Here is a 19,656-nt window from a genome sequence, read left to right as displayed (position 1 = left end):
ACTCTGTTTGGATGGGGGAGATGTTTATGGTACACTTCACCTTATGGGTGCTCCTTTCTTTGTGGGTGATGTTCTCGTCAAACACCATTCTACCAAAGATTTGGAGCACTTTTTCGTTTGGTTAAGGAATGTTACTTTCGAAATTCAGGATTATTCTTTCTTTAGAGCAGGCAGAAGCCGAAAGAGATCGGATTATTGAGAGATTATTATTGCTTTCGTTCTCAAGCATTCCTAACTTTGCAGATACATTTGGCCGTACCTTTTTGGAGGCTGCTGCAGCACGTCAGACATCTTCACAAAAACTACCGCTTTCCGAATGGGTTTTGAATGAAGGTGAAATGCTTTGGGTGGTTTCGGTTTTAGATGCTTCGATTCCATCTATGCGCTCTGAAAGAAATAATTGACCAGGCTGGTCAATAAAATTTTCTATATTACACCTAGATACCTCTTCGGGAATAGGTGGACCACGCTCTAGAGTTAGCACCTATTCCTTTAATCATCTTTTAAAAAAATTGCCCTCCCGTTTATCCTTGCTTTGTATGCGGGAGGGTAATCTTATTTAATACTGATATAACACTTAAAACAAGCGAAGCTGTTTCATTCGTTTTTCGCTTTTGAGTTCATCCATCTCTTTGACTTCATATCCCATCACTCTATAACCTTTCAAGCGCTTTTCAAACATTTTTTGCAGGATAGGCACATGCGAATCCACATAATCATAAATGTGAACATCTGTTTTACGCTCATGCAAACGATGGAGCCGGCCGGCGTATTGCTGTAGAGTGCCATTCCAGGATATTGGCATAGTGAGAAACAGTGTATCCAGCCTAGGGTCATCAAAGCCTTCTCCAATAAAACGTCCTGTAGCGATCAACACTCGTTCCTCATCGTCAGGTATGGAGGAAAGAGTATGAAGTACGGAATGCATCCGTTTTTTACCCATCCCACCTTGCAGCACAATCACATTTTTGGCGAAACCCTTCAAACGTTTGGCAAAATACTCGACATGGCTGGTTCGCTCCGTTAATAGAAGTGGAGAACGCCCCGCTTCCAAGGCGAGAAGTACATCATCGAAAATCTGGTCATTACGCAGTTCATCTGTAACTATAGCAGCATAGAACTCCTGAATGCTTTTCTCATTAGAATCGGAATCCACCTGGAAGTCGGTATATCTGGGAATAACGATGTAATCAAAAGGGCTAATAGCTGCTTGTTCCTTTGGATTAACTCGATAGCGGATGGGGCCACACTGCATCGTAATGATTGGGTGGTGACCATCTTTTCTTGTTGGGGTGGCAGTTAACCCACATACAAATTTTGCGTTCACTTCTTTCAGCACTTGTTCAAATCCGAAAGCGGATACATGGTGGCATTCATCTACAATCACTTGACCGTAATCCTTTACAAAATCCTTTATCTGTCCTTTATTCCCAATACTTTGGAGGATGGCGATATCGATGATTCCTGTTCGTTTGTTCTTTCCCCCGCCGATTACGCCAATTGAAGTAACGGGAATATCCAGAAAGGCCGACAACTTTTCCTTCCATTGTTCAAGTAACTGCTTGCGATGAACAAGGATAAGCGTGTTCACTTTACGCTCTGCGATCAGATACGCGGCCAACACCGTTTTTCCAAAGGCAGTAGTCGCGAATAATACACCATGATCATGGGTCAGAAGAGCATTTGCTGCTTCTTGCTGCAGTGGCCTAAGTTCTCCTTGAAAGTTTACATGGATCGGGATACCCGAATTTCGTTCATCAACAACTTCAATCTGGATTTCATAGGATTTTACGAGATCAAGAATGTCGTTGAAACATCCTCGAGGGAGCGCAATATAATCCTCATATTCCTCTGCACATTCGATCATCCGTGGTTTTCCTGATGTAGATAGGCGCATCCGTTGTGCTTTATAATATTCAGGATTTGGAAATGCAGCAAGCTGTTTCATTTTTTGAATCAATGCGGGCTGTAATCCATGTTTTCGTAATAACAGCATGTTTCTTTGATGTATTGTTACACGTGAAGGAATTGGATTGGCAGAAGAAATACCTTGGATCATTCTGTTTTGCAAAGGCAGTGTTTCGTAATCAGCTCTTTGGATGAAATACTCTACATCATGCAGCTTCAACTTTTTTACGGTTGAGAGAAGATACCATTGGTCATCATAAGGTTCCAAGTTGTGATCGATAAAAACAGTATTGCCATTTTTCCGGGATAACCCTTGTAAGGGGAGGGAGATCAGGTTGCCAAAGCCACCCTTCGGCATGGCATCTTGATTCGGAAAAAAGCGATCATACGAATCAAAGTCAATCGCGTGCATTTTTTTCTTGGCTTGCTGCAAGATCACGAATCCAAGCCTACGTGCAACATATGCAGCGATTGGTTCTTCGAAGAATATCCAAACATGTGCACCGTTTCCTGAGCGGGATCTTTCTAAGATGGCAGGTATTCCAAGTTCCATACAAGTATTGAGGAATGATACTGAATCGGATCTCCACTTATGTCCATCGAAATCCGCTGCCAGGAACCAGCAAGTTTCATCGAGAAGCATCGGATAGACACCGATCGTATGCTTACCCGCCAAATGGTCGTAGATGACTTGGTCTGTCAGCGGTAAAAATGCATGATTTGCACAAGCGGGAGCATAGCCTGATTTACCGTTCTTTCCTTCCCAGCGAATGGCATAGACATCATCTCTACCTTTGAAGAGTGAACGAAACAATGCTATTTTTTCATCTGGAGTGGAGGTATTACTAACGATCCGGCTTGATGGTGCAGTTTGGTGAAGCAATCCAAGCTGATTACGCAATTGCTCATTTTCCTTTTTTAGCCGCTCACATTCAAGCAAAGCTTTTTTTAGCTCCATGTGCAGTTTTTCAAAATCCAGTGAACTTTTGTCCATGTTATCCCTTCTTGTATCAGAAAAAAGACTGATGGTTGAATTTCTCATATCCACCCCATATTGTTAAGTATAAGACGACAAACAAACTCTTGGAGATGATTTTTATGGAAGAGAAAATCAAAGAGTTAACGTTACTGTTACTGTACCTAACCTCTTGGGAGGAAGATGTGGGGTTGGGCAAACTGAATCGAAGCTGGAAAGGCTACCCTTTTGAAGTCTTGAATGAGTTGACTGAAGAGGGGTGCATTTCCGGCAGTATTCGAGCGAAATCCGTCTATTTTACTGAAAAGGGCATAGAAAGAGCAAAGGAACTTGTAAAGCGGTATGCGTAGCCTTCGATGCTCAAAGCGGCCATTCTTCGTCCTCTGGATTTTCAATGATGCTGTATAAATCATCTTGGCGATTGGCGTTTTTCCCACATCGCGGGCAGGCGATAAACTCTTCGTGGAAATATTCATAACCAACGTATCCATGTGTGCATTCTTGCAAATCGAAAATGATTTGCCAAGGTACTGAAAAAGTGTGGTCGCAATTTGGGCAGTAAGATTTCATACTCCCAAACTCTTCGAGGATTTGTTTTTGTTTCTTTTTTTTCATACGCATAGTCTAGTCTCCACAGATGAAAAAGTAGTGAATACCGTAATTTCAATATGAATCAACTATATAGTATAATGCGCTTTTGGTACACTCGTAGTAAAAAATGAGGGGGAAAGAAAATGATTTTTGAAGAGATTGATCAACTGAAGAAAACATTGGACTCGAAAAGACCCTTTCCTGCTCACATCATGCGAAACATAAGAGACCATCTGATCGTCGAGTGGACTTACCATTCCAACTCCATTGAGGGGAATACCTTGACACTGACGGAAACCAAGGTTGTTTTGGAAGATGGAATTACGATCGGGGAAAATCAGTGATAGAACATCTGGAAGCGATTTATTTACTCGAAGACATCGTGAAAGCAAACGAGCCCATCTCTGAAAGAATCATCCAAAGAATTGCACGGGATCATCTTGCGCGGAATTCACCAGGAACACGCGGGAACATATCGAAAAAACAACGTTTTGATCAGTGGTGCCGTTCATATTCCACCTAAAAGCGATTTGGGAAGGATTCCAAAGATGATTGTTCTTCGAGGAACAAGTCAGCAAGTTGATAGAGAGATGTCGGGGGGATTCGTAAAAAGAAGATTACGCTGTGCCGTTGCTGATGCCTGCCCCCGCCATGAATTCCACACGATTCCACGATCGTCATCTGTAATTTGTGCGGTATAATGAGAGAAAGTGAAATTTTCTGAAAAGGTGAAACCCTTGACGATCTTAAGTATTCTCCACCGGGATTACAAACTGTTGTTCGAAACAGAATGGAAGCGTAAGTCACTCCCTTTTGAATTCATGGAAAAAGGGATCTTGTTCATATGCAGTGCAGATGAAAAGGTGATGGGAGCAGTAACGAGAGAAAACCAAGCGAGGATGATTCCGGTTGGGTTCGCCACTGTCGAAATGTTTGAACATCAGGATTCGGAATGGGACGATTATTCCATCTGGATCGTTACGGATCGCGAAGGACGAATGATGGGCTGGATCGAACGTGATGCGATCTATCGTTACCTCTATCGCGCATCCCGGAAAAAGCAGAAGTTCTACGAGGCGATTCTGGCTTCACTCCCTCATCAGGTGACCGTGATTGATTCGGAATCGTGTATCTTTTTTATGAATCAACAAGCCTTGGACTCAAGCGGTGTACAGAAGGAACAGATCGTGGGACGGCATATCCAGGACGTGGATAAAGAAACTTCGCTTGAACAACTGCTGTTTTTTCAAGAAAAAAAGACGGTTGTCAAGGTAACGGATAATAAGCAGGGAATTGTGACACAAACCAATATCCTGGATCAGGGCAAGTCAATCGGTGCGATTCAGATCTATTGGGAAGCGGAAGAAATTGAGAAAATTGCCATGAAACTCGACAGCTATACCAACCTGGCCCTTGACCTAAAGGCAGTGTTTGACACCAGTTACGACGTGATCTACGTTTCCGATGGACAAGGGATCACGCTGCGGGTTAGTTCTGCATGTGAAAGACTCTTTGGATACAAACCGGAGGACATCATTGGAAAAAGCATTTATGAATTGGAGAAAAAAGGGGTATTTAAGCCGTCCATTACGCGTTTGGTACTGGAAAAGAAGGAAAAGGTTCAGGTTATCCAGACAACCAAGACGGGAAGAAGATTATTGGTGGTGGGAACGCCAATCAAGGATGAGAACGGCAACATCGTTCGCGTCGTAAACGCCTCGCGTGACATTACGCAGGAAAGCCGGCTTCAGATGGAGTTGGAGGATGCGAAAACGCTGATGGAAGGGTACAAGCGGGAACTGGAACGGCTCCGTCAATTGACAATGAACGATGAGCAATTTATCTACAAAAGCGAACAGATGCGTAATGTGGTTACTCTGGCCAGCAAGGTCGCAGAGGTAGACTCTACGGTGCTGATCCTGGGAGAATCAGGCGTCGGTAAAGAAGTGATCGCCTCATACATTCACCAAAACAGCGCAAGGAAGGACAAGCCTTTTATCAAAGTGAACTGCGGTGCCATACCAGAAAATCTGCTGGAATCAGAACTGTTTGGGTACGAAAAAGGGGCCTTTACGGGTGCATCCAAAGAAGGCAAGCTGGGCTTGTTTGAATTGGCCAACGAAGGAACGCTCTTTTTAGACGAAATTGGCGAAATTCCTCTCAACCTTCAGGTTAAACTTCTGCGGGTGCTGCAAGAGAACGAGTTGGTACGGATTGGAGGAATCAAGCCCGTTCGGATCAATGTACGCATTATCGCCGCGACGAATCGAAACCTGCAGGAGGAGACAAAAAAAGGAAATTTCCGGGAGGATCTGTACTATCGACTGAATGTCGTTCCCCTTTACGTCCCCCCGTTGCGTGAACGCAAGGAAGATATTTTGCCTTTGGTACTTCATTTCATTCAAAAATACAATGAAAAATATCAAAAGTATAAGACATTCTCTCAGGAAGCGCTGGAGTGCTTGCAAGCTTACCAATGGCCAGGCAATGTGAGAGAGTTGCAGAACATCGTGGAGCGGCTGATTGTGATTACTGACCAAAATATCCTTGAGGCTCACCACTTGCCCGATTCGCTGGTCAGTGCGAAACAAATGTTAACAGGGGTTAGCGTAACTGACATTATGCCGCTGAAAGACGCGATCGAAATCCTGGAAAAACAACTGTTGATTCTGGCTAAGCAAAAATATGTGACGACGACGAAAATGGCTGAGGTACTAGGGGTTAACCAATCGACGATTAGCAGAAAACTTAGCAAAATAGACGGTGTATAGAGTGGGGCATCCACTCTGTTTTTTTGGCATGACACTTGCTAGTGTGGTAATAGCAAAACACGATCAAGGTTATTGGTGGGAGGGTATCATGGGCAAAATCGTCGTGTTGACAACGGGAGGCACCATATCAAGCGCGCCGAACCAGACAAACGGCCTGCTGACAACAGGATCAATCAACGGTAAAGACCTGGTAAGGCTATGTGAAATTGATGAACGGATACAAGTAGATGTGGAGGAAGTATTTCGGATCCCAAGCAACCAGTTTACACAGAATGAAATTCTATGCTTGAAGCAAAAAGTTGAATCAGTTATTCAGAGAGAAGGGGTAGACGGAGTCGTCATCACGCATGGTACGGACACCCTGGAAGAAACCGCTTATTTTTTGGACTTGGTGATGGACGTAGCGAAGCCGATCGTGATCACCGGTTCGCAAAGAAGTTCAGCCCAAACAGGTTCCGACGCACAGGTTAATGTAAGACAAGCGGTTCAGGTGGCGGCATCCCAAAAAAGCAGGGGGATGGGCGTGCTTGTTCTTTTCAACGAGGAGATTTACACTGCTCGCGAGGCGGTAAAAATTCATGCCAGCAATGTTGTCGGTTTTCGTGCACTCGGTTACGGAAAACTGGGGATAGTGGACCGTGATGACGTCATTTATTACCGAAAGCCATACGATAGGAAAACCTATGCCTTATCCGGATCTTTAAGCCATGTCGACATGATTGCCTGTTACCAGGGCAGTGATGATAGATTCCTCGATTGTTCCATCAAGTCTGGCGTCAAGGGAATTGTCATCGAAGGGTTTGGCAGAGGTCACGTTCCGCCCGGGATTGTTCCGAAAGTGAGAGAGGCGGTTGAAAGCGGAATTGTCGTTGTCATTACCTCTCGAACCTTGGAGGGGCGGGTCTTCCCAGTTTACGACTTCCCCGGAGGAGCTCAGGATTTGCTCAACCAAGGTGTCATTCTGGGCGGCAGCCTCAGCGGTTGCAAAGCGAGAGTGAAACTGGCTGTTTTGTTGTCAGTGTTTGGGAACGATCGGCACAGGATCGCAGCGGAATTTTCAGAGTAAGAAAGTATTGAGGAGAATGGAAATGAATTTCCTGCATCTTAGAGTAGAAGAACACATCAATCACTTGGCGACCTTCACATCCACCCCGGGCCATGGAGTAACAAGACTGGTATACAGCGAAGAGGACAGACAGGCAAAATCGTACATCAAACAGGAAATGAGGAAGCTGGGTCTCGATGTGGAGGAAGATGAAATCGGCAATATCATGGGGATTTGGCATGGTAAAAATCCCGAACTCCCACAAGTGTGGACCGGCTCCCATGTAGATGCTCCTTTGCACGGCGGGAAGTACGACGGTGTAGTCGGAGTGATTGGGGGATTGGAAGCGATCCGAATTCTAAAGGAAAGAGGCGTACAACCGAAATGCGACGTGGTGTTGGCGGTGTTTTCGTCCGAGGAGCCAACCCGTTTTGGAGTTGGCTGTTTAGGCAGCCGGGCTCTGACCGGCATGATCCGGGAAGAAGACCTTGACCGGTGGTGCGACGATCATGGCCAATCGCTTAGACAAGTGCTTGAATCAAATGGAAAACAGCCGGAAAAAGTCCTGCGTCAACAAATCAATCCCGCCAAAGTGAAGCAGTTTATTGAACTCCATATTGAACAGGGGGATGTTCTCGAAAACAAGGGGATTCCCATTGGAATCGTCGATCGTATTGCCGCTCCCTCTGAGATACAGCTTACGATTTGGGGGGAGCAGCGTCACGCCGGAAGCACGCCGATGGACCTGCGCAAAGACCCAATGCCTGCGGCGGCTGAGGTGATCCTCTTGGTTGAGCGGTTGAACACCAGCGGTATTAGCTCATCAAGTGTTGGGACCGTGGGAAAACTTCACGTTACCCCTGGAGCAAGCAATGTCATACCAGGAATGGTCGAGCTGACCGTTGACATCCGTGACGTTGACAAAGCAAAAAAAGACGAGCTCATCATGGAATTGGAGAAAAGCGTGAATGACATTTGTGAACGAAGGGACTTGTCCTGGAAATGGAAAATCAACGGAAATGACTCTCCGGCAGTCATGGACGTGGAGACTCTGCATGTCATTAAGCAGTGTGCCAAGGAGCTGAATTACCCTTATTTGCTCATGCCAAGCGGAGCCTACCACGATGCCATGATCCTCTCTCGCAAGGTTCCCTCCAACATGATCTTCGTTCCCAGCCAGGACGGCATCAGTCACGCACCGGAAGAATTTACGTCCACTTTTTACATCGTGAAGGGGATTGAATTACTGGCTTTGACTTTGCAAAAAATAACCGCTTGACATTGCGCGTAGGGCATTCCCATTCACACTCCGTTTTCTGTCATGCATGACTGCATAACAGATTATGCGTGAATGCAAAGGCTCGATAATACAGTCATTTCATTTTTCTTTTATGAAAAGATTGAGAATCTTTGCTGATATGAATATGCATAAATGCATAAAATGCGGCTATTCAGACTTGGTACAGTAGTTGCATCTATATCATGCTGTGAAATGACCATATTTTGTGGAGGTGCTTTTTCATGATTAGTCAGACAGATAAATTCAATACACTGTTCTCTAAAGCAAGCATGGGTAACCTGCAGATCAAAAACCGAATAGGCCTGGCGCCAATGACACGAATTTCTGCCTCAGATACCGGTGAAGCAACCGATCTGATGGTAAAATACTATGCTAAATTTGCTAGAGGTGGATTTGGTTTTTTAATAACAGAAGGAACATTTCCAGATGAGGAATACAGCCAAGCTTATTTAAACGAACCAGGAATTGCAAACCAAAATCATGTTGAAGCATGGAAAAAGGTTACAAAGGCAGTACACAAGGAAGGCATCCCGATTTTTCTTCAACTTATGCATGCAGGTTCACAGTCTCAGGGAAACATTTTTCGAGACGAAACGATTGCTCCTTCCAGTGTAAGACCGAAAGGGGAACAACTTCCCATATATCGAGGAGATGGACCTTTTGCCGTACCGAGAGAAATGACAAAGGACGAGATTCATAGAGTCATTTGTTCCTTTGCTGATTCTGCATTACGAGCGAAAGAAGCTGGATTTGACGGAGTCGAAATCCATGGGGCAAATGGATATTTGCTGGATCAATTTTTAACAGACTATATGAATCAACGCCCTGACGAATATGGGGGTTCCACGGAAAATCGTGTCCGTTTGCTAATGGAAATCTGTGAAGCCGTCCGTAAAAAAGTAGGGGAAAATTATATCGTAGGCATTCGGATCTCTCAAGGAAAAGTAAGCGATCACAACCACAAATGGGCGGGGAAAGAGAAAGATGCAGAAATCATTTTTTCCGGTTTAGCGAAAACGGGAATCGATTATATTCACGTTACGGAGTATGATGCAACAAAACCTGCATTCGAAGGTACAGAACATACACTTGCCGCACTTGCAAAGAAGTTTGGGAAAATTACAGTCATTGCAAACGGAAATCTTGAAGACCCAAAAAAGGCTGAAGAACTGTTGCAAAAAGGTGAAGCTGATTTTATTACCCTTGGAAAAGGAGCGCTTGCCAATCAAGATTACCCGAATCGGGTGTTGAATGGGGAACAGATTCGAGATTTTGAGTTCTCATTGCTTCAACCTCTTGCCAATATAAAAGATATGGAAACGTAAAATATTGCAGCAGAAATACGGCACTGCGGCCAAGCTGAAAATCCGCAGTGTTTTTCTTTTTTCATACCATCTATCCATGCGTGTATGCATAATGGATTATGCACAAATGCATAGTTTCGTAAATTCCGGCATTTCATTTTGGTTTTTTGCTCATTTTATGAAGATTAGCCTATCATAATATGCGTTACTGCATAATTTCTCTTGAACTTTCTCCATGATGCCGTCTCCATTATTTTAAAAAATGTGTTTAATCAGACTTGGCACAGTAGTTGCAATATTTATGATGCAGAAATACCAGACAGAGGGGAGGGAAGACATGTCTGACGCAGTTACCCTTCATGTTTCTGCCATCCAGATGAATTGTATCTTGGGTAACAAGCAGAAAAACCTGCACAAGGCAAAAATGCTGATCGACGAGGCTGCCCGGAAAGGAGCAAAACTAATCGTTCTTCCAGAATTATTCAACACGGGATACCGTGTCGAAGAAAACGACGTAGAGTTGGCGGAATGGATTCCCGGAGAGACGACGGACTGGATGACGAAAATCTGTAAGGATAAGCAGGTATATCTCATCGGCTGCATCTTGGAAAAGAGCATAACCAACGGAATTGTGTACGACACTGCCGTGGTGGTGGGGCCAAAGGGACTGATTGGCTCCTATCGTAAAATTCACCTGTGGGATACAGAAAACACCAGATTTGCCAAAGGGGAAGAATACCCCGTCTTTGATCTGGGGTTTGTGCGTCTTGGGGTACAGATTTGTTACGAGGTTGGGTTCCCGGAAGGTTCACGCATACTCAGTCTGAAAGGTGCTGACCTGGTGGTGTATCCGTCCGCCTTTGGCAAGGCGCGTCTGTACGCTTGGGATCTCGCTACCCGCTCAAGAGCCTTGGAAAACGGTGTGTACGTAATTGCAGCCAACCGGACGGGGACAGAAAAAGGGGAAACCACGTTTGGAGGGACAAGCCGCATCGTCGATCCACAGGGAAAAGTGCTCGCCGAGGCGCTTGAGGAGAACGAAGTGATTACGGCGGAAATACGGCTTGATCTGGTTGCCAAACAGCGACGTACCATTCCGTACTTGCGTGATTTGAACAAAGGTCTTGTCGTTCAAGCATTTGTTGCCAAATAACAAGTGAGTGCAGATAGAAAAAAGGGGGCACATTCATGCAAAAAAATAAACTGGTTTCCAAAGATATCATCCCCGTCCAAGGAAAAGACCGGGTAATTACCGGGATCGGTTTCTTCAACATCTGGGTAGGAATGGCGGTCATTATCGCTACATTCATGATCGGTGGTAACGGGATTGACTCGATGTCCCTGTGGGAAGTAGCTGGCGCCATCTTCATTGCGAACCTGGTGATTGCACTCATTGGGAGTCTTAGCGGAGATATCGGGATTGAACATGGCTTATCGTTTGCCGCCTATTTGCGGGCACCGTTCGGAACGGCGGGTGTCCATCTGCCTGCGGTAAGCCGCGGGATCGTCGCAGCGATCTGGTTTGGTATCCAAACGTATCTAGGGGCGCTGGCGATCAATACGCTTGTGGCGAAAATGACTGGTTTTGACTCATGGTTTATCTGGTACGTGCTCTTCGCCGCCGTTCAAATCATCAACACGGCGATGGGGATCAAAGCGATTGACCGATTTGCCGTGATCGCCGCTCCGTCCATTATCGTCATTTCGTTCTGGATCTTGTTCAAAATGACTGGGATGGCGGAAGCCAAAGGAATCAATGTCTTGACTTATGAAGGAACCGCAAATACAACAAGCTGGTTCTTGATCATGGTTGCCAACATGGGATTCTGGTCTGCACTCGCGATCGACATTCCGAATATCACCCGCTACATCAAGGCTCCCAAAGGGGAAAAAAGCTGGATGAAACGCAATTGGAGCAGCTTTTGGCCGCACGTTACGGCATTGCCGTTTGTGCAGACGTTCATGGGCATTATCGGCGCCGTGAGTATTCTGGGTGCCGGCAACTGGAATCCGATTGAAGTCATTCAAGGTACGGCTTCCGGCTGGACGTATGTCATTCTTCTTCTAATGGTTATACTGGCACAGTGGTCTACCAATACTGCTGCGAACCTGATTCCCGCTGCGCTGACTTTTGTCAATGCCGGTGCCGGCATTCGGATGTCGATGGTGACGGGAATTGTGCTGGCCGGGGTGATCGGAACGATCGTTCAGCCTTGGGCCATTCTGAATGAGCTGTTTACCTATCTCGGCTATTACGGGGCAATCCTTTCAGCGGTAGCGGGAATTATCGTCTGTGACTACTACGTGATCCGCAAACGCCGCCTTAATGTAAAAGACCTTTTCCGTGAAGAAGGCCAGTTCAAATATGATGGCGGTTGGAATTTGGCCGGCCTGATCGCATGGGTGATCGGCGGAGGAATGGCGCTGTATTTTATGGAGTACATGTACCTTGTCGGCTTCCCGGTTGGCTTCATCGCCTACTATGCCTTGATGAAAGGCTGGTATTTAAACAAGCACAAACAAGCAGAGGTAGAATCGAACTACTCCGATGAATACCTCGGAACAACCGTAGGTCGCGATTGGGTGATTCCGTTGGAAGGGGATTCGGTTCACACTGGCAAAACAGCGTAAAAGGCTGCCATCCAGCGTAAAATCGTGCACCATTCCCATGATCATAAAGAAACATGAAAAGGAGATGTTGGAAATGACAAAGAAAAAAGAGATTCTCGTCGCTTACGGGGTTGACGTCGATGCCGTTGCCGGTTGGTTGGGCTCTTACGGGGGAGAAGATTCTCCTGACGATATCTCCCGCGGTCTGTTCGCAGGAGAAATCGGTACGCCTCGCCTGTTAAAGCTGTTTGACAAGTACAACCTGAAGACGACCTGGTTCATTCCCGGCCATTCGATAGAGACGTTCCCGGAACAAACCAAAATGGTGGTGGAAGCCGGTCACGAAATCGGCTTACACGGGTACTCCCATGAAAACCCGATAGCGATGACTCCTCATCAAGAAGAGACTGTACTGCTTACGTGTATCGATCTGATTGAAAAGGTTTCTGGCAAACGTCCGACCGGTTACGTTGCGCCTTGGTGGGAGTTCTCCAATGTTACCAATGAACTTCTCTTAAAACATGGCATTAAGTACGACCACAGTTTGATGCATAACGACTTCCATCCTTACTACGTCCGCGTTGGAGACAGTTGGACCAACATTGATTACGAAAAGCCCGCAACAGAATGGATGAAACCGTTGGTTCGCGGTGAAGAGACAGATTTGATTGAAATTCCGGCGAACTGGTACTTGGATGACCTGCCTCCGATGATGTTTATCAAGAAGTCGCCGAACAGCCACGGTTTTGTCAACCCGCGCGACATTGAGCAGATGTGGCGTGACCAGTTTGACTGGGTATATCGGGAACACGACTACGCAGTCTTTACGATGACCATTCATCCGGATGTAAGCGGCAGACCACAAGTGCTCCTGATGCACGAACGATTAATCGAGTACATCAACAGTCACGAAGGAGTGCGTTGGGTTACTTTCGACGAGATCGCTGATGACTTCAGACAACGTTTCCCCCGTAACAAGTAAACATCTGGAAGCGGTTTCAACGACCGATTTCGTGCTCGTGCGGGAAAAGGACAACCATCCTTTTCCTTGCACGGGTACAGCCAAATTTTTTTACCTTTTTCTGTCGGAAAATTCCAAAGAGTTGAGATTTAGAAGCAAAGTAAGGAGAGTTGAACGATGAGTTTAGCAGCCCAAGGCTATACGTTAGTAATTGCATCGGGGATTGGTCTGATCCTGCTGGCGATTTGGACAAACCGTTATTTTTCTGTAAACAATTCCGAATCATTCATGGTTGCCGGACGCTCTGTGCCAGCTGGAATCATCGCGGCATCGATTATCGCTACCGAGTTGTGGGCGGGAACGATCATGGCTTCAGCGGAAGGGGTATACAATTGGGGGGTAGCGGGCATCTGGATGTACGCCCTGCCCACCGGACTAAGCTACACGGTATTTGCCTTCATTGCACCGCGAGTACGAGACTTACTGCCAAGCGGGATGACGATCGGGGGATGGATTAAAACGAGATTTGACAGCAAAGCCCACATTACATTTACACTCGTCGCACTCTATATTTTAATCGTGTTTGCGCTGTTCCAAGTCGTAGGCGGAGCCATTATGTTGAACTCTTTATTTGGTGTTAACTATCAACTGGCTGCCGTTCTTGTGGCGCTCGTTTTTACTTTAAACGTGATTATTGGCGGTTTGTGGAGTTCCGTAGTAACGGATTACGTGCAGTACGTTGCGGTAGGGTTAATCGTCATCTTCATGGTTCCCTGGCTGTTCGTCGAAGCAGGCGGACCGGCCCAAGTGTATTCCGGCATCAGCCAGCTGGCCGATTCCGCGCTGAAAATGGATTTCTTCCGGGCAGACGCCTTCCTCGGCTACTTTGCTGTCACTCTTGGGGGATGGGGAGTGATTGCGACGTTAAGCAACAGTTCCTGGCAGCGCGTGTACGCTGTTGAGAAGAAGGGACTGCGTAAAGCACTCCTGTTCGGCGGTTGGGGTTGGGTTCCGATTGCTCTTACCTGCAGCCTGGTTGGCTTGATTGGGCTTTCCCTCGATCTCGATCTGAAAAACACGTCGGAAGTTTTTCCGCAAGTTGTTCAGCAACTGCTTCCGCAGTGGGCGATGGTGTTTTTCGCGACAGCTGTTTTGCTCGCCGTCTATTCTTCCGGTGACACCTATTTGAACGGCATCGCATCGATGATCACCAACGATCTGTACAAGGAATACATCAACAAGAATGTCACGGACAAACAAATGTTAAAGGTTGCCAGGATTACAGCTCTTGTGGTTGCGGTCGTCATAGTACTCTCTTCGATAAAACAGGTCTCCCTGCTGCAATTGATGCTTTCTACCGGGGTGATGATTTCAGCGCCGTTTTTCCCGTTGGTATTGTCGCTTTGGTGGAAAAAGACCAGTTCGTGGGCGGTCACCCTCGCCAATCTGGTCACCATTGGAACGGCTACCTATATGCTGTTGTTTACACAACTCCCGCTCTATGTAACCTACATCAGCAGCTATATCATTTCATTTGTGGTCACGGTGGTTGTCAGCCTGCTGGCACCGGATCAGTTTGACTTTGATCAGCTAAAAGAAGCAGCAATGCGTCAATCTGCTTAACAGGAAAGGAGTGGGCCCTTTGTTATCCCAGTCAGCTTTTACGTATATCATCTACTTTTGTTTCATTTACTTGTTTTTGACCATGGTCTTGTGTACCGGTTGGGTGATTCGCGACCGCAACAAATTGAAACGAAAACAACCAAACGCTTATGAATTACAGCAGGCGCAGGAGGTAAAAGCGCAATGAAACTGAAAGAAAAAGTTGCGATTATTACTGGAGCAGGGCAGGGCATCGGAAAAGCAATTGCCCTCGCGTATGCCAAGGAAGGAGCGCATCTGTCGCTCAATTGCTACGGACAGACCCCGCAGCAAATCGATGATCTGGTTCGCGATCTGTCTGCTTACGGTGGAAAGGTGATTGTGACAGAAGGGGATATCACGGATGTAAATCTCGTCAACAACCTCGTAGACAAGACGCTCGAAACATTCGGCCGTATCGATATCTTGGTGAACAATGCCGGTATACTGACACAAAGCCTGATACAAGACATGAGCATTGAGATGTGGGATCGGATGATCGAAGTGGACTTGAAAAGTGTCTTTCTGACGACAAGATTTGTTGTCCCACACATGATCGAGCAGCGCTCAGGCCGAATCATCAACATCGCATCTCAACTGGGACAAAAGGGCGGGATCGAGCTCAGTCACTACGCTGCGGCAAAAGCGGGCGTAATCGGCTTCACCAAATCGATTGCCTTGGAGTTGGGGAAGTACGGCATAACCGCAAATTGCATCGCACCGGGTCCAATCGAGACAGAAATGGTCGCCTCCATCGATGAGGATTGGAAAAAATGGAAAAAAGATCAATTGGCACTTCCCCGTTTCGGGCGAGTGGAAGAAGTTGCACCGACAGCCGTTTTCCTGGCTTCCGATCCCGATGGCAATATCTACACCGGACAAACGCTTGGGCCAAACAGCGGCGATGTCATGCTGTAATAAAAGAGAGAATCGGGGGGCATTGAGATGAGCTCAACCGCTATCGTAGTAGCACTGTACTTTCTGGCTCTGTTAGGCTGGGGGCTTTACAACTTTATTCAAAACAATAGGAAGGGCGGAGGTACGGTAGAAAGTCAGTTCGTCGGGTCCCGCTCCTACAGCGCCAGCCATCTGTTGGCCACCCTGGTAGCTGTGTGGGCGTCTAACTACACGCTTCTGGCTGCTGCTCAATCCGGATTTGCCAACGGAATTTCGGGCCCGATCTGGTATGCGATTGGGGTAGGACTGCCGCTCTTCCTGTTTGTCTGGCCGCTCAACATCGCTACGCGGATCCGTGAATTAATGCCAAATGGCGTAACGATGATTGAACTGATTGGCAAACGCTATGATGAAAAATCTCGTCTGGCGGCACTTGCCATTATTATTGTCTCCAATATTCTGTTTATTGTTTCCGTTGTTCTGGCAATCGGCATTGTGCTTAAAGCCCTGCTGGGCACAAGTCTGACGACCGCGATTATCATTGGCGGCGTGGTTATGGTTCTGTACACCGCTCTCGGTGGCTTTGAAGCTTTGATGTACTCGCACGTATTTCAGTTGGCATTAGCTGGCGGCGCGGTTGTGGTTTCCCTGATTCTCGCTCTCAGCAATTTTTCGCTATCGGAGATCATTGCAAGAGTATCCGCAGACAGCGACCGGATGCTGAATGTTTTGGCGTGGGGCCCCAACAGTATGCTTGACTTCTTCCTTGCTCTTACCGGATTTACAATCGCTGCCCCGGTTCTGTATCAAATCGCCTTTTCAGGCAAATCAGACAAGGATGTTACCCGCGCATTCAAGTGGTTTGGGCTCACCTGGGCACCCTTTGCCGTTGGTACAGGAATTATGGGGATGATTTGCTACTTGCTCTATCCCAGTACAGCCGCGCAAGATGCTGCGCCAACATTGGTTATGAATCTGTTCCCGGAATGGGCGGCGGTATTGTTCTTTCTCGGGGGAATGGCGCTTGTGTTTTCTTCTGCTGATGCGACCGTGAACAATGTCGCTTCGATCTTGATTTTTGACATCTACAAACAATACAGCAAGTCCGAACTGACGCCAAAGAAAGCGTTCCGCCTCAGCATCGTTTCCCAAATTGTGCTGGGTACGCTGGGAATTCTCGGGGCATTAAGCTTTGGCGACGGAATCCTTCAGTTACTCGTTGTCAACAGCATGGTAAACATCCCGCTGATTTTTACGATTATTTTCGGATTGTTCTGGAAGCGGACACACCCGACAGCGGCTTTCTGGGCGATGATTGTTGGCTTGGCGGCCGAATTCGTTCTCTACTACGGATTTGACAAGGCGTATGTCATGTACACCAACTTTGCCGGATTGATTCTGTCCGTTGCCATTTTGGTGATTGGAACTCTGGTTGCCACTCGTCAAAGTACCGATTATATCAGTTCGATGATCAAGCAAAATGTTGTAAGAGGTGAGGACGTTGCCTAAAGCTGTCGTAGGTTCAATAGCCATCGTCGTCGCATACGCGATTCTGTTCTTCGTGACCAAGGACAATAAAGGAGTGCTTCTTCTTCCCGCCGAAACCTTGTATCTCCTGTTGGCGTATGCCTTTATCGGCTGCTTGGGTCTCGTGTTTGTTTTGCCGTACATCCTGATTCGAGAAGAGAGGAGAAAAGATGACGCTCTTCAGACTCCGAATGCTTCTGCGCCAGGTGGCAAGAGATGAAGATACTGGTTTCCGGGTTTGAACCGTTTAGTAATTATCCGGTCAATCCGACAGGAGAACTGATCGCTTCACTAGCCGGGTTTGCCCTGGAAGGGGTCGAAATCATCACCGTTCTGCTTCCTGTAAATTACGACGAGTGTGTCGAGTTGATCGTCGAGCAAATGGATCGACATCGTCCTGACGTTGTCATCTGCAACGGACTGTACGCGGGAAGAACAACGATCAGCGTCGAGCGTGTTGCCATCAACATCAAAGACACGGTGGCGGAAGAGCCGATTCCCGACAACAAAGGGCGAAAACCGCGCGACGAGAAGATCGACCCGCACGGTCCCGACGGGCTGTTCGCTACTCTTCCCGTACGAGCGATCGTCAATCGCCTTTTGGAACAGCATATTCCTGCGACGATCTCCAACACGGCGGGTACCTACATCTGCAACAATACCATGTATGGGGTACTGCGATACATTCAACAAAAACAACTTTCAGCCTGGGCAGGTTTTATCCATTATCCGGCTTCGACCCGAATGTCCATATGGAATCCGACCTGGCCCAGCATGGAGCAGGAGAAAATGAACATGGCGCTTCAGTTAGCAATCGAAACGATTGTTTCGGAATGGAAAACCTATTATTCGAGGGAGGTTACCGTACGATGAGTGTAAATCTTGACACGGTTCTGGCCCAAAAAGGTGTACCGGCGCCGGAAGGATATATGAAGGCTGCTGTTTTCAGAGGCATCGGAAAACTTCAACTGGAATACAAGCCCATTCCCAAAGCCGGACCGGGCGAAGTCGTGATCCGGACTACGGCCACCACAATATGCGGTACAGACATTCACATTTTGCATGGTGAACATCCGGTCGAGATTGGACGGGTACTGGGGCACGAGCACGTCGGGGTGGTCCATGAAATCGGTGAAGGGGTAAAAGGCGTTAAAGTAGGCGACCGAGTGATGTGCGGATCTTGCACGCCGTGCGGGAATTGCTATTACTGTCAAAAAAATTTGCCTGCACAATGCGTAGGTCCGGAGGGGAACTTTAGCAAACCGGGTGGATGGCGGCTTGGAAACACAGTGGATGGAACTCATGCTGAATATTTCAAAATGCCGTTCCCGACCTATAATTTAACAAAAATTCCGGACGGATTGAGTGATGAAGAAGTTCTGTTGGTAGCCGATATCGGTTCGACCGGCATAGCCGCGGCGGAAAAGGCGAACATACAAATCGGGGATATTGTCGTGGTCTTTGCATGCGGTCCGGTTGGCTTGTGTGCCATTGCCGGTGCCCGCCTCAAAGGAGCGAGCCTAATTATCGGTGTGGACGGTAATCCGGCGCGTTTGGAACTGGCCAGAAAGATGGGTGCTGATATCACGCTAAACTTTAAGGAGACGGACGTCATCGCTGAAATCATGAGAGTGACCAACGGACGCGGAGCCGATGCAGCGATCGAGGCTTTGGGAAGCGAGCAAACATTTCAAAACTGCTTAAAAGTGATTCGAAGAGGCGGTACAGTGTCCAGCGTCGGTATTTATTCCGGCCACATTGAAATTCCGATCGAAAGTTTTGCAGGAGGGATGGGTGACCATCACATCGTAACCACGCTGTGCCCGGGCGGCCGTGAGCGCATGGCCCAACTAATCAACCTGGTTAAAACCAACCGGCTGAACTTAACCCCGATGGTGACTCACCGGTTTCATATTGACGAAATTGTTGAAGCTTATGATCTGTTTGAGCACGCCGGCGATGGCATTATCAAAGCGATGATCACGTTTTAACGAAAGGAGACATTCGACTCTCAGGCAGCCGAATGTCTTATCGTCTTTTCGTCGGGTTGCCTGCATTTCGATTCGAACTTGCAAACATCAAGGATTGCTGATACAACCGAACCAAGAAGGAATGTCACCTGGGG

General features: G+C 47.1%; 19 protein-coding genes. 17 read left to right on the top strand and 2 right to left on the bottom strand.

The window, feature by feature from the left end:
* The first annotated feature begins 128 nt into the window (after positions 1–128).
* Positions 129–404 (top strand): hypothetical protein, encoded by a 276-nt coding sequence (locus ACE99V_RS16150; protein WP_400492258.1) that lies wholly within the window; start codon positions 129–131, stop codon positions 402–404.
* A gap of 173 nt (positions 405–577) precedes the next feature.
* On the opposite strand, the gene ACE99V_RS16145 is transcribed toward ACE99V_RS16150, so the two are convergent.
* Positions 578–2,902, bottom strand: coding sequence for a TOTE conflict system archaeo-eukaryotic primase domain-containing protein (locus ACE99V_RS16145; RefSeq protein WP_400492257.1), 2,325 nt, complete (start codon positions 2,900–2,902; stop codon positions 578–580).
* Positions 2,903–3,006: 104 nt separating this feature from the next.
* Here ACE99V_RS16145 and ACE99V_RS16140 point away from each other — a divergent pair, with 104 nt between their 5' ends.
* A complete protein-coding gene (locus ACE99V_RS16140; protein WP_400492256.1) occupies positions 3,007–3,234 on the top strand; it encodes a DUF6429 family protein in 228 nt (75 codons plus the stop codon).
* 10 nt (positions 3,235–3,244) lie between these two features.
* Here ACE99V_RS16140 and ACE99V_RS16135 read toward each other — a convergent pair whose 3' ends face one another.
* The gene (locus ACE99V_RS16135) at positions 3,245–3,505 is read right to left on the bottom strand and encodes a hypothetical protein (protein WP_400492255.1); all 261 of its coding nucleotides are present in this window, start codon (positions 3,503–3,505) and stop codon (positions 3,245–3,247) included.
* 113 nt (positions 3,506–3,618) lie between these two features.
* Between ACE99V_RS16135 and ACE99V_RS16130 the strand changes: the two genes are divergently transcribed.
* From ACE99V_RS16130 to ACE99V_RS16060, 15 genes are all read left to right on the top strand, one after another.
* Entirely contained in the window at positions 3,619–3,819 is a 201-nt protein-coding gene (locus ACE99V_RS16130) for a hypothetical protein (RefSeq protein WP_400492254.1), read from the top strand.
* A 393-nt stretch (positions 3,820–4,212) separates the two neighbouring features.
* Positions 4,213–6,246: a sigma 54-interacting transcriptional regulator gene (locus ACE99V_RS16125; protein ID WP_400492253.1), complete on the top strand. Its 2,034-nt coding sequence runs from the start codon at positions 4,213–4,215 to the stop codon at positions 6,244–6,246.
* 88 nt (positions 6,247–6,334) lie between these two features.
* Entirely contained in the window at positions 6,335–7,312 is a 978-nt protein-coding gene (locus ACE99V_RS16120; protein ID WP_400492252.1) for an asparaginase, read from the top strand.
* 22 nt (positions 7,313–7,334) lie between these two features.
* Entirely contained in the window at positions 7,335–8,570 is a 1,236-nt protein-coding gene (locus ACE99V_RS16115; protein ID WP_400492251.1) for a M20 family metallo-hydrolase, read from the top strand.
* Positions 8,571–8,812: 242 nt separating this feature from the next.
* Entirely contained in the window at positions 8,813–9,916 is a 1,104-nt protein-coding gene (locus tag ACE99V_RS16110) for an NADH:flavin oxidoreductase (RefSeq protein ID WP_400492250.1), read from the top strand.
* A gap of 316 nt (positions 9,917–10,232) precedes the next feature.
* A complete protein-coding gene (locus tag ACE99V_RS16105) occupies positions 10,233–11,048 on the top strand; it encodes a carbon-nitrogen hydrolase family protein (protein ID WP_400492249.1) in 816 nt (271 codons plus the stop codon).
* A gap of 35 nt (positions 11,049–11,083) precedes the next feature.
* Positions 11,084–12,526 (top strand): NCS1 family transporter, encoded by a 1,443-nt coding sequence (locus tag ACE99V_RS16100; protein WP_400492248.1) that lies wholly within the window; start codon positions 11,084–11,086, stop codon positions 12,524–12,526.
* 73 nt (positions 12,527–12,599) lie between these two features.
* Positions 12,600–13,487: a polysaccharide deacetylase family protein gene (locus ACE99V_RS16095; RefSeq protein ID WP_400492246.1), complete on the top strand. Its 888-nt coding sequence runs from the start codon at positions 12,600–12,602 to the stop codon at positions 13,485–13,487.
* 156 nt (positions 13,488–13,643) lie between these two features.
* The gene (locus ACE99V_RS16090; protein WP_400492245.1) at positions 13,644–15,089 is read left to right on the top strand and encodes a sodium:solute symporter family protein; all 1,446 of its coding nucleotides are present in this window, start codon (positions 13,644–13,646) and stop codon (positions 15,087–15,089) included.
* A gap of 19 nt (positions 15,090–15,108) precedes the next feature.
* Positions 15,109–15,276 carry a hypothetical protein gene (locus ACE99V_RS16085; RefSeq protein ID WP_400492244.1) on the top strand — a complete coding sequence of 56 codons (168 nt, stop codon included), beginning with the start codon at positions 15,109–15,111 and terminating at the stop codon, positions 15,274–15,276.
* On the top strand, positions 15,273–16,025 hold the full coding sequence (locus tag ACE99V_RS16080) for an SDR family NAD(P)-dependent oxidoreductase (RefSeq protein WP_400492243.1): 753 nt from the start codon (positions 15,273–15,275) through the stop codon (positions 16,023–16,025). Before ACE99V_RS16085 ends, ACE99V_RS16080 begins: the two co-directional genes overlap by 4 nt.
* 27 nt (positions 16,026–16,052) lie before the next feature.
* Positions 16,053–17,513, top strand: a complete 1,461-nt coding sequence (locus ACE99V_RS16075) for a sodium:solute symporter family protein (RefSeq protein ID WP_400492242.1) — start codon at positions 16,053–16,055, stop codon at positions 17,511–17,513.
* The gene (locus ACE99V_RS16070; RefSeq protein WP_400492241.1) at positions 17,506–17,751 is read left to right on the top strand and encodes a hypothetical protein; all 246 of its coding nucleotides are present in this window, start codon (positions 17,506–17,508) and stop codon (positions 17,749–17,751) included. The genes ACE99V_RS16075 and ACE99V_RS16070 overlap by 8 nt, the downstream gene beginning before the upstream one ends.
* Positions 17,748–18,404: a pyroglutamyl-peptidase I gene (gene pcp, locus ACE99V_RS16065; RefSeq protein ID WP_400492240.1), complete on the top strand. Its 657-nt coding sequence runs from the start codon at positions 17,748–17,750 to the stop codon at positions 18,402–18,404. Before ACE99V_RS16070 ends, pcp begins: the two co-directional genes overlap by 4 nt.
* On the top strand, positions 18,401–19,522 hold the full coding sequence (locus tag ACE99V_RS16060; protein ID WP_400492239.1) for a zinc-binding dehydrogenase: 1,122 nt from the start codon (positions 18,401–18,403) through the stop codon (positions 19,520–19,522). The genes pcp and ACE99V_RS16060 overlap by 4 nt, the downstream gene beginning before the upstream one ends.
* The last annotated feature ends 134 nt before the right edge of the window (positions 19,523–19,656 follow it).

Origin of the sequence: Brevibacillus soli (assembly GCF_044759095.2) — a bacterium.
GTDB lineage: Bacteria > Bacillota > Bacilli > Brevibacillales > Brevibacillaceae > JBIYSM02.
This window is presented reverse-complemented; position numbering and strand designations above follow the sequence as displayed.

What these genes read in the sequence shown, in the direction of transcription:
- ACE99V_RS16095 (WP_400492246.1), top strand. Translation starts at nt 12,600, where the DNA reads ATGACAAAGAAAAAAGAGATTCTCGTCGCTTACGGGGTTGACGTCGAT.
- ACE99V_RS16130 (WP_400492254.1), top strand. Translation starts at nt 3,619, where the DNA reads ATGATTTTTGAAGAGATTGATCAACTGAAGAAAACATTGGACTCGAAA.
- ACE99V_RS16145 (WP_400492257.1), bottom strand. Translation starts at nt 2,902, where the DNA reads ATGGACAAAAGTTCACTGGATTTTGAAAAACTGCACATGGAGCTAAAA.
- ACE99V_RS16135 (WP_400492255.1), bottom strand. Translation starts at nt 3,505, where the DNA reads ATGCGTATGAAAAAAAAGAAACAAAAACAAATCCTCGAAGAGTTTGGG.
- ACE99V_RS16115 (WP_400492251.1), top strand. Translation starts at nt 7,335, where the DNA reads ATGAATTTCCTGCATCTTAGAGTAGAAGAACACATCAATCACTTGGCG.
- pcp (WP_400492240.1), top strand. Translation starts at nt 17,748, where the DNA reads ATGAAGATACTGGTTTCCGGGTTTGAACCGTTTAGTAATTATCCGGTC.
- ACE99V_RS16060 (WP_400492239.1), top strand. Translation starts at nt 18,401, where the DNA reads ATGAGTGTAAATCTTGACACGGTTCTGGCCCAAAAAGGTGTACCGGCG.
- ACE99V_RS16075 (WP_400492242.1), top strand. Translation starts at nt 16,053, where the DNA reads ATGAGCTCAACCGCTATCGTAGTAGCACTGTACTTTCTGGCTCTGTTA.
- ACE99V_RS16120 (WP_400492252.1), top strand. Translation starts at nt 6,335, where the DNA reads ATGGGCAAAATCGTCGTGTTGACAACGGGAGGCACCATATCAAGCGCG.
- ACE99V_RS16090 (WP_400492245.1), top strand. Translation starts at nt 13,644, where the DNA reads ATGAGTTTAGCAGCCCAAGGCTATACGTTAGTAATTGCATCGGGGATT.
- ACE99V_RS16140 (WP_400492256.1), top strand. Translation starts at nt 3,007, where the DNA reads ATGGAAGAGAAAATCAAAGAGTTAACGTTACTGTTACTGTACCTAACC.
- ACE99V_RS16110 (WP_400492250.1), top strand. Translation starts at nt 8,813, where the DNA reads ATGATTAGTCAGACAGATAAATTCAATACACTGTTCTCTAAAGCAAGC.
- ACE99V_RS16150 (WP_400492258.1), top strand. Translation starts at nt 129, where the DNA reads ATGTTACTTTCGAAATTCAGGATTATTCTTTCTTTAGAGCAGGCAGAA.
- ACE99V_RS16105 (WP_400492249.1), top strand. Translation starts at nt 10,233, where the DNA reads ATGTCTGACGCAGTTACCCTTCATGTTTCTGCCATCCAGATGAATTGT.
- ACE99V_RS16080 (WP_400492243.1), top strand. Translation starts at nt 15,273, where the DNA reads ATGAAACTGAAAGAAAAAGTTGCGATTATTACTGGAGCAGGGCAGGGC.
- ACE99V_RS16100 (WP_400492248.1), top strand. Translation starts at nt 11,084, where the DNA reads ATGCAAAAAAATAAACTGGTTTCCAAAGATATCATCCCCGTCCAAGGA.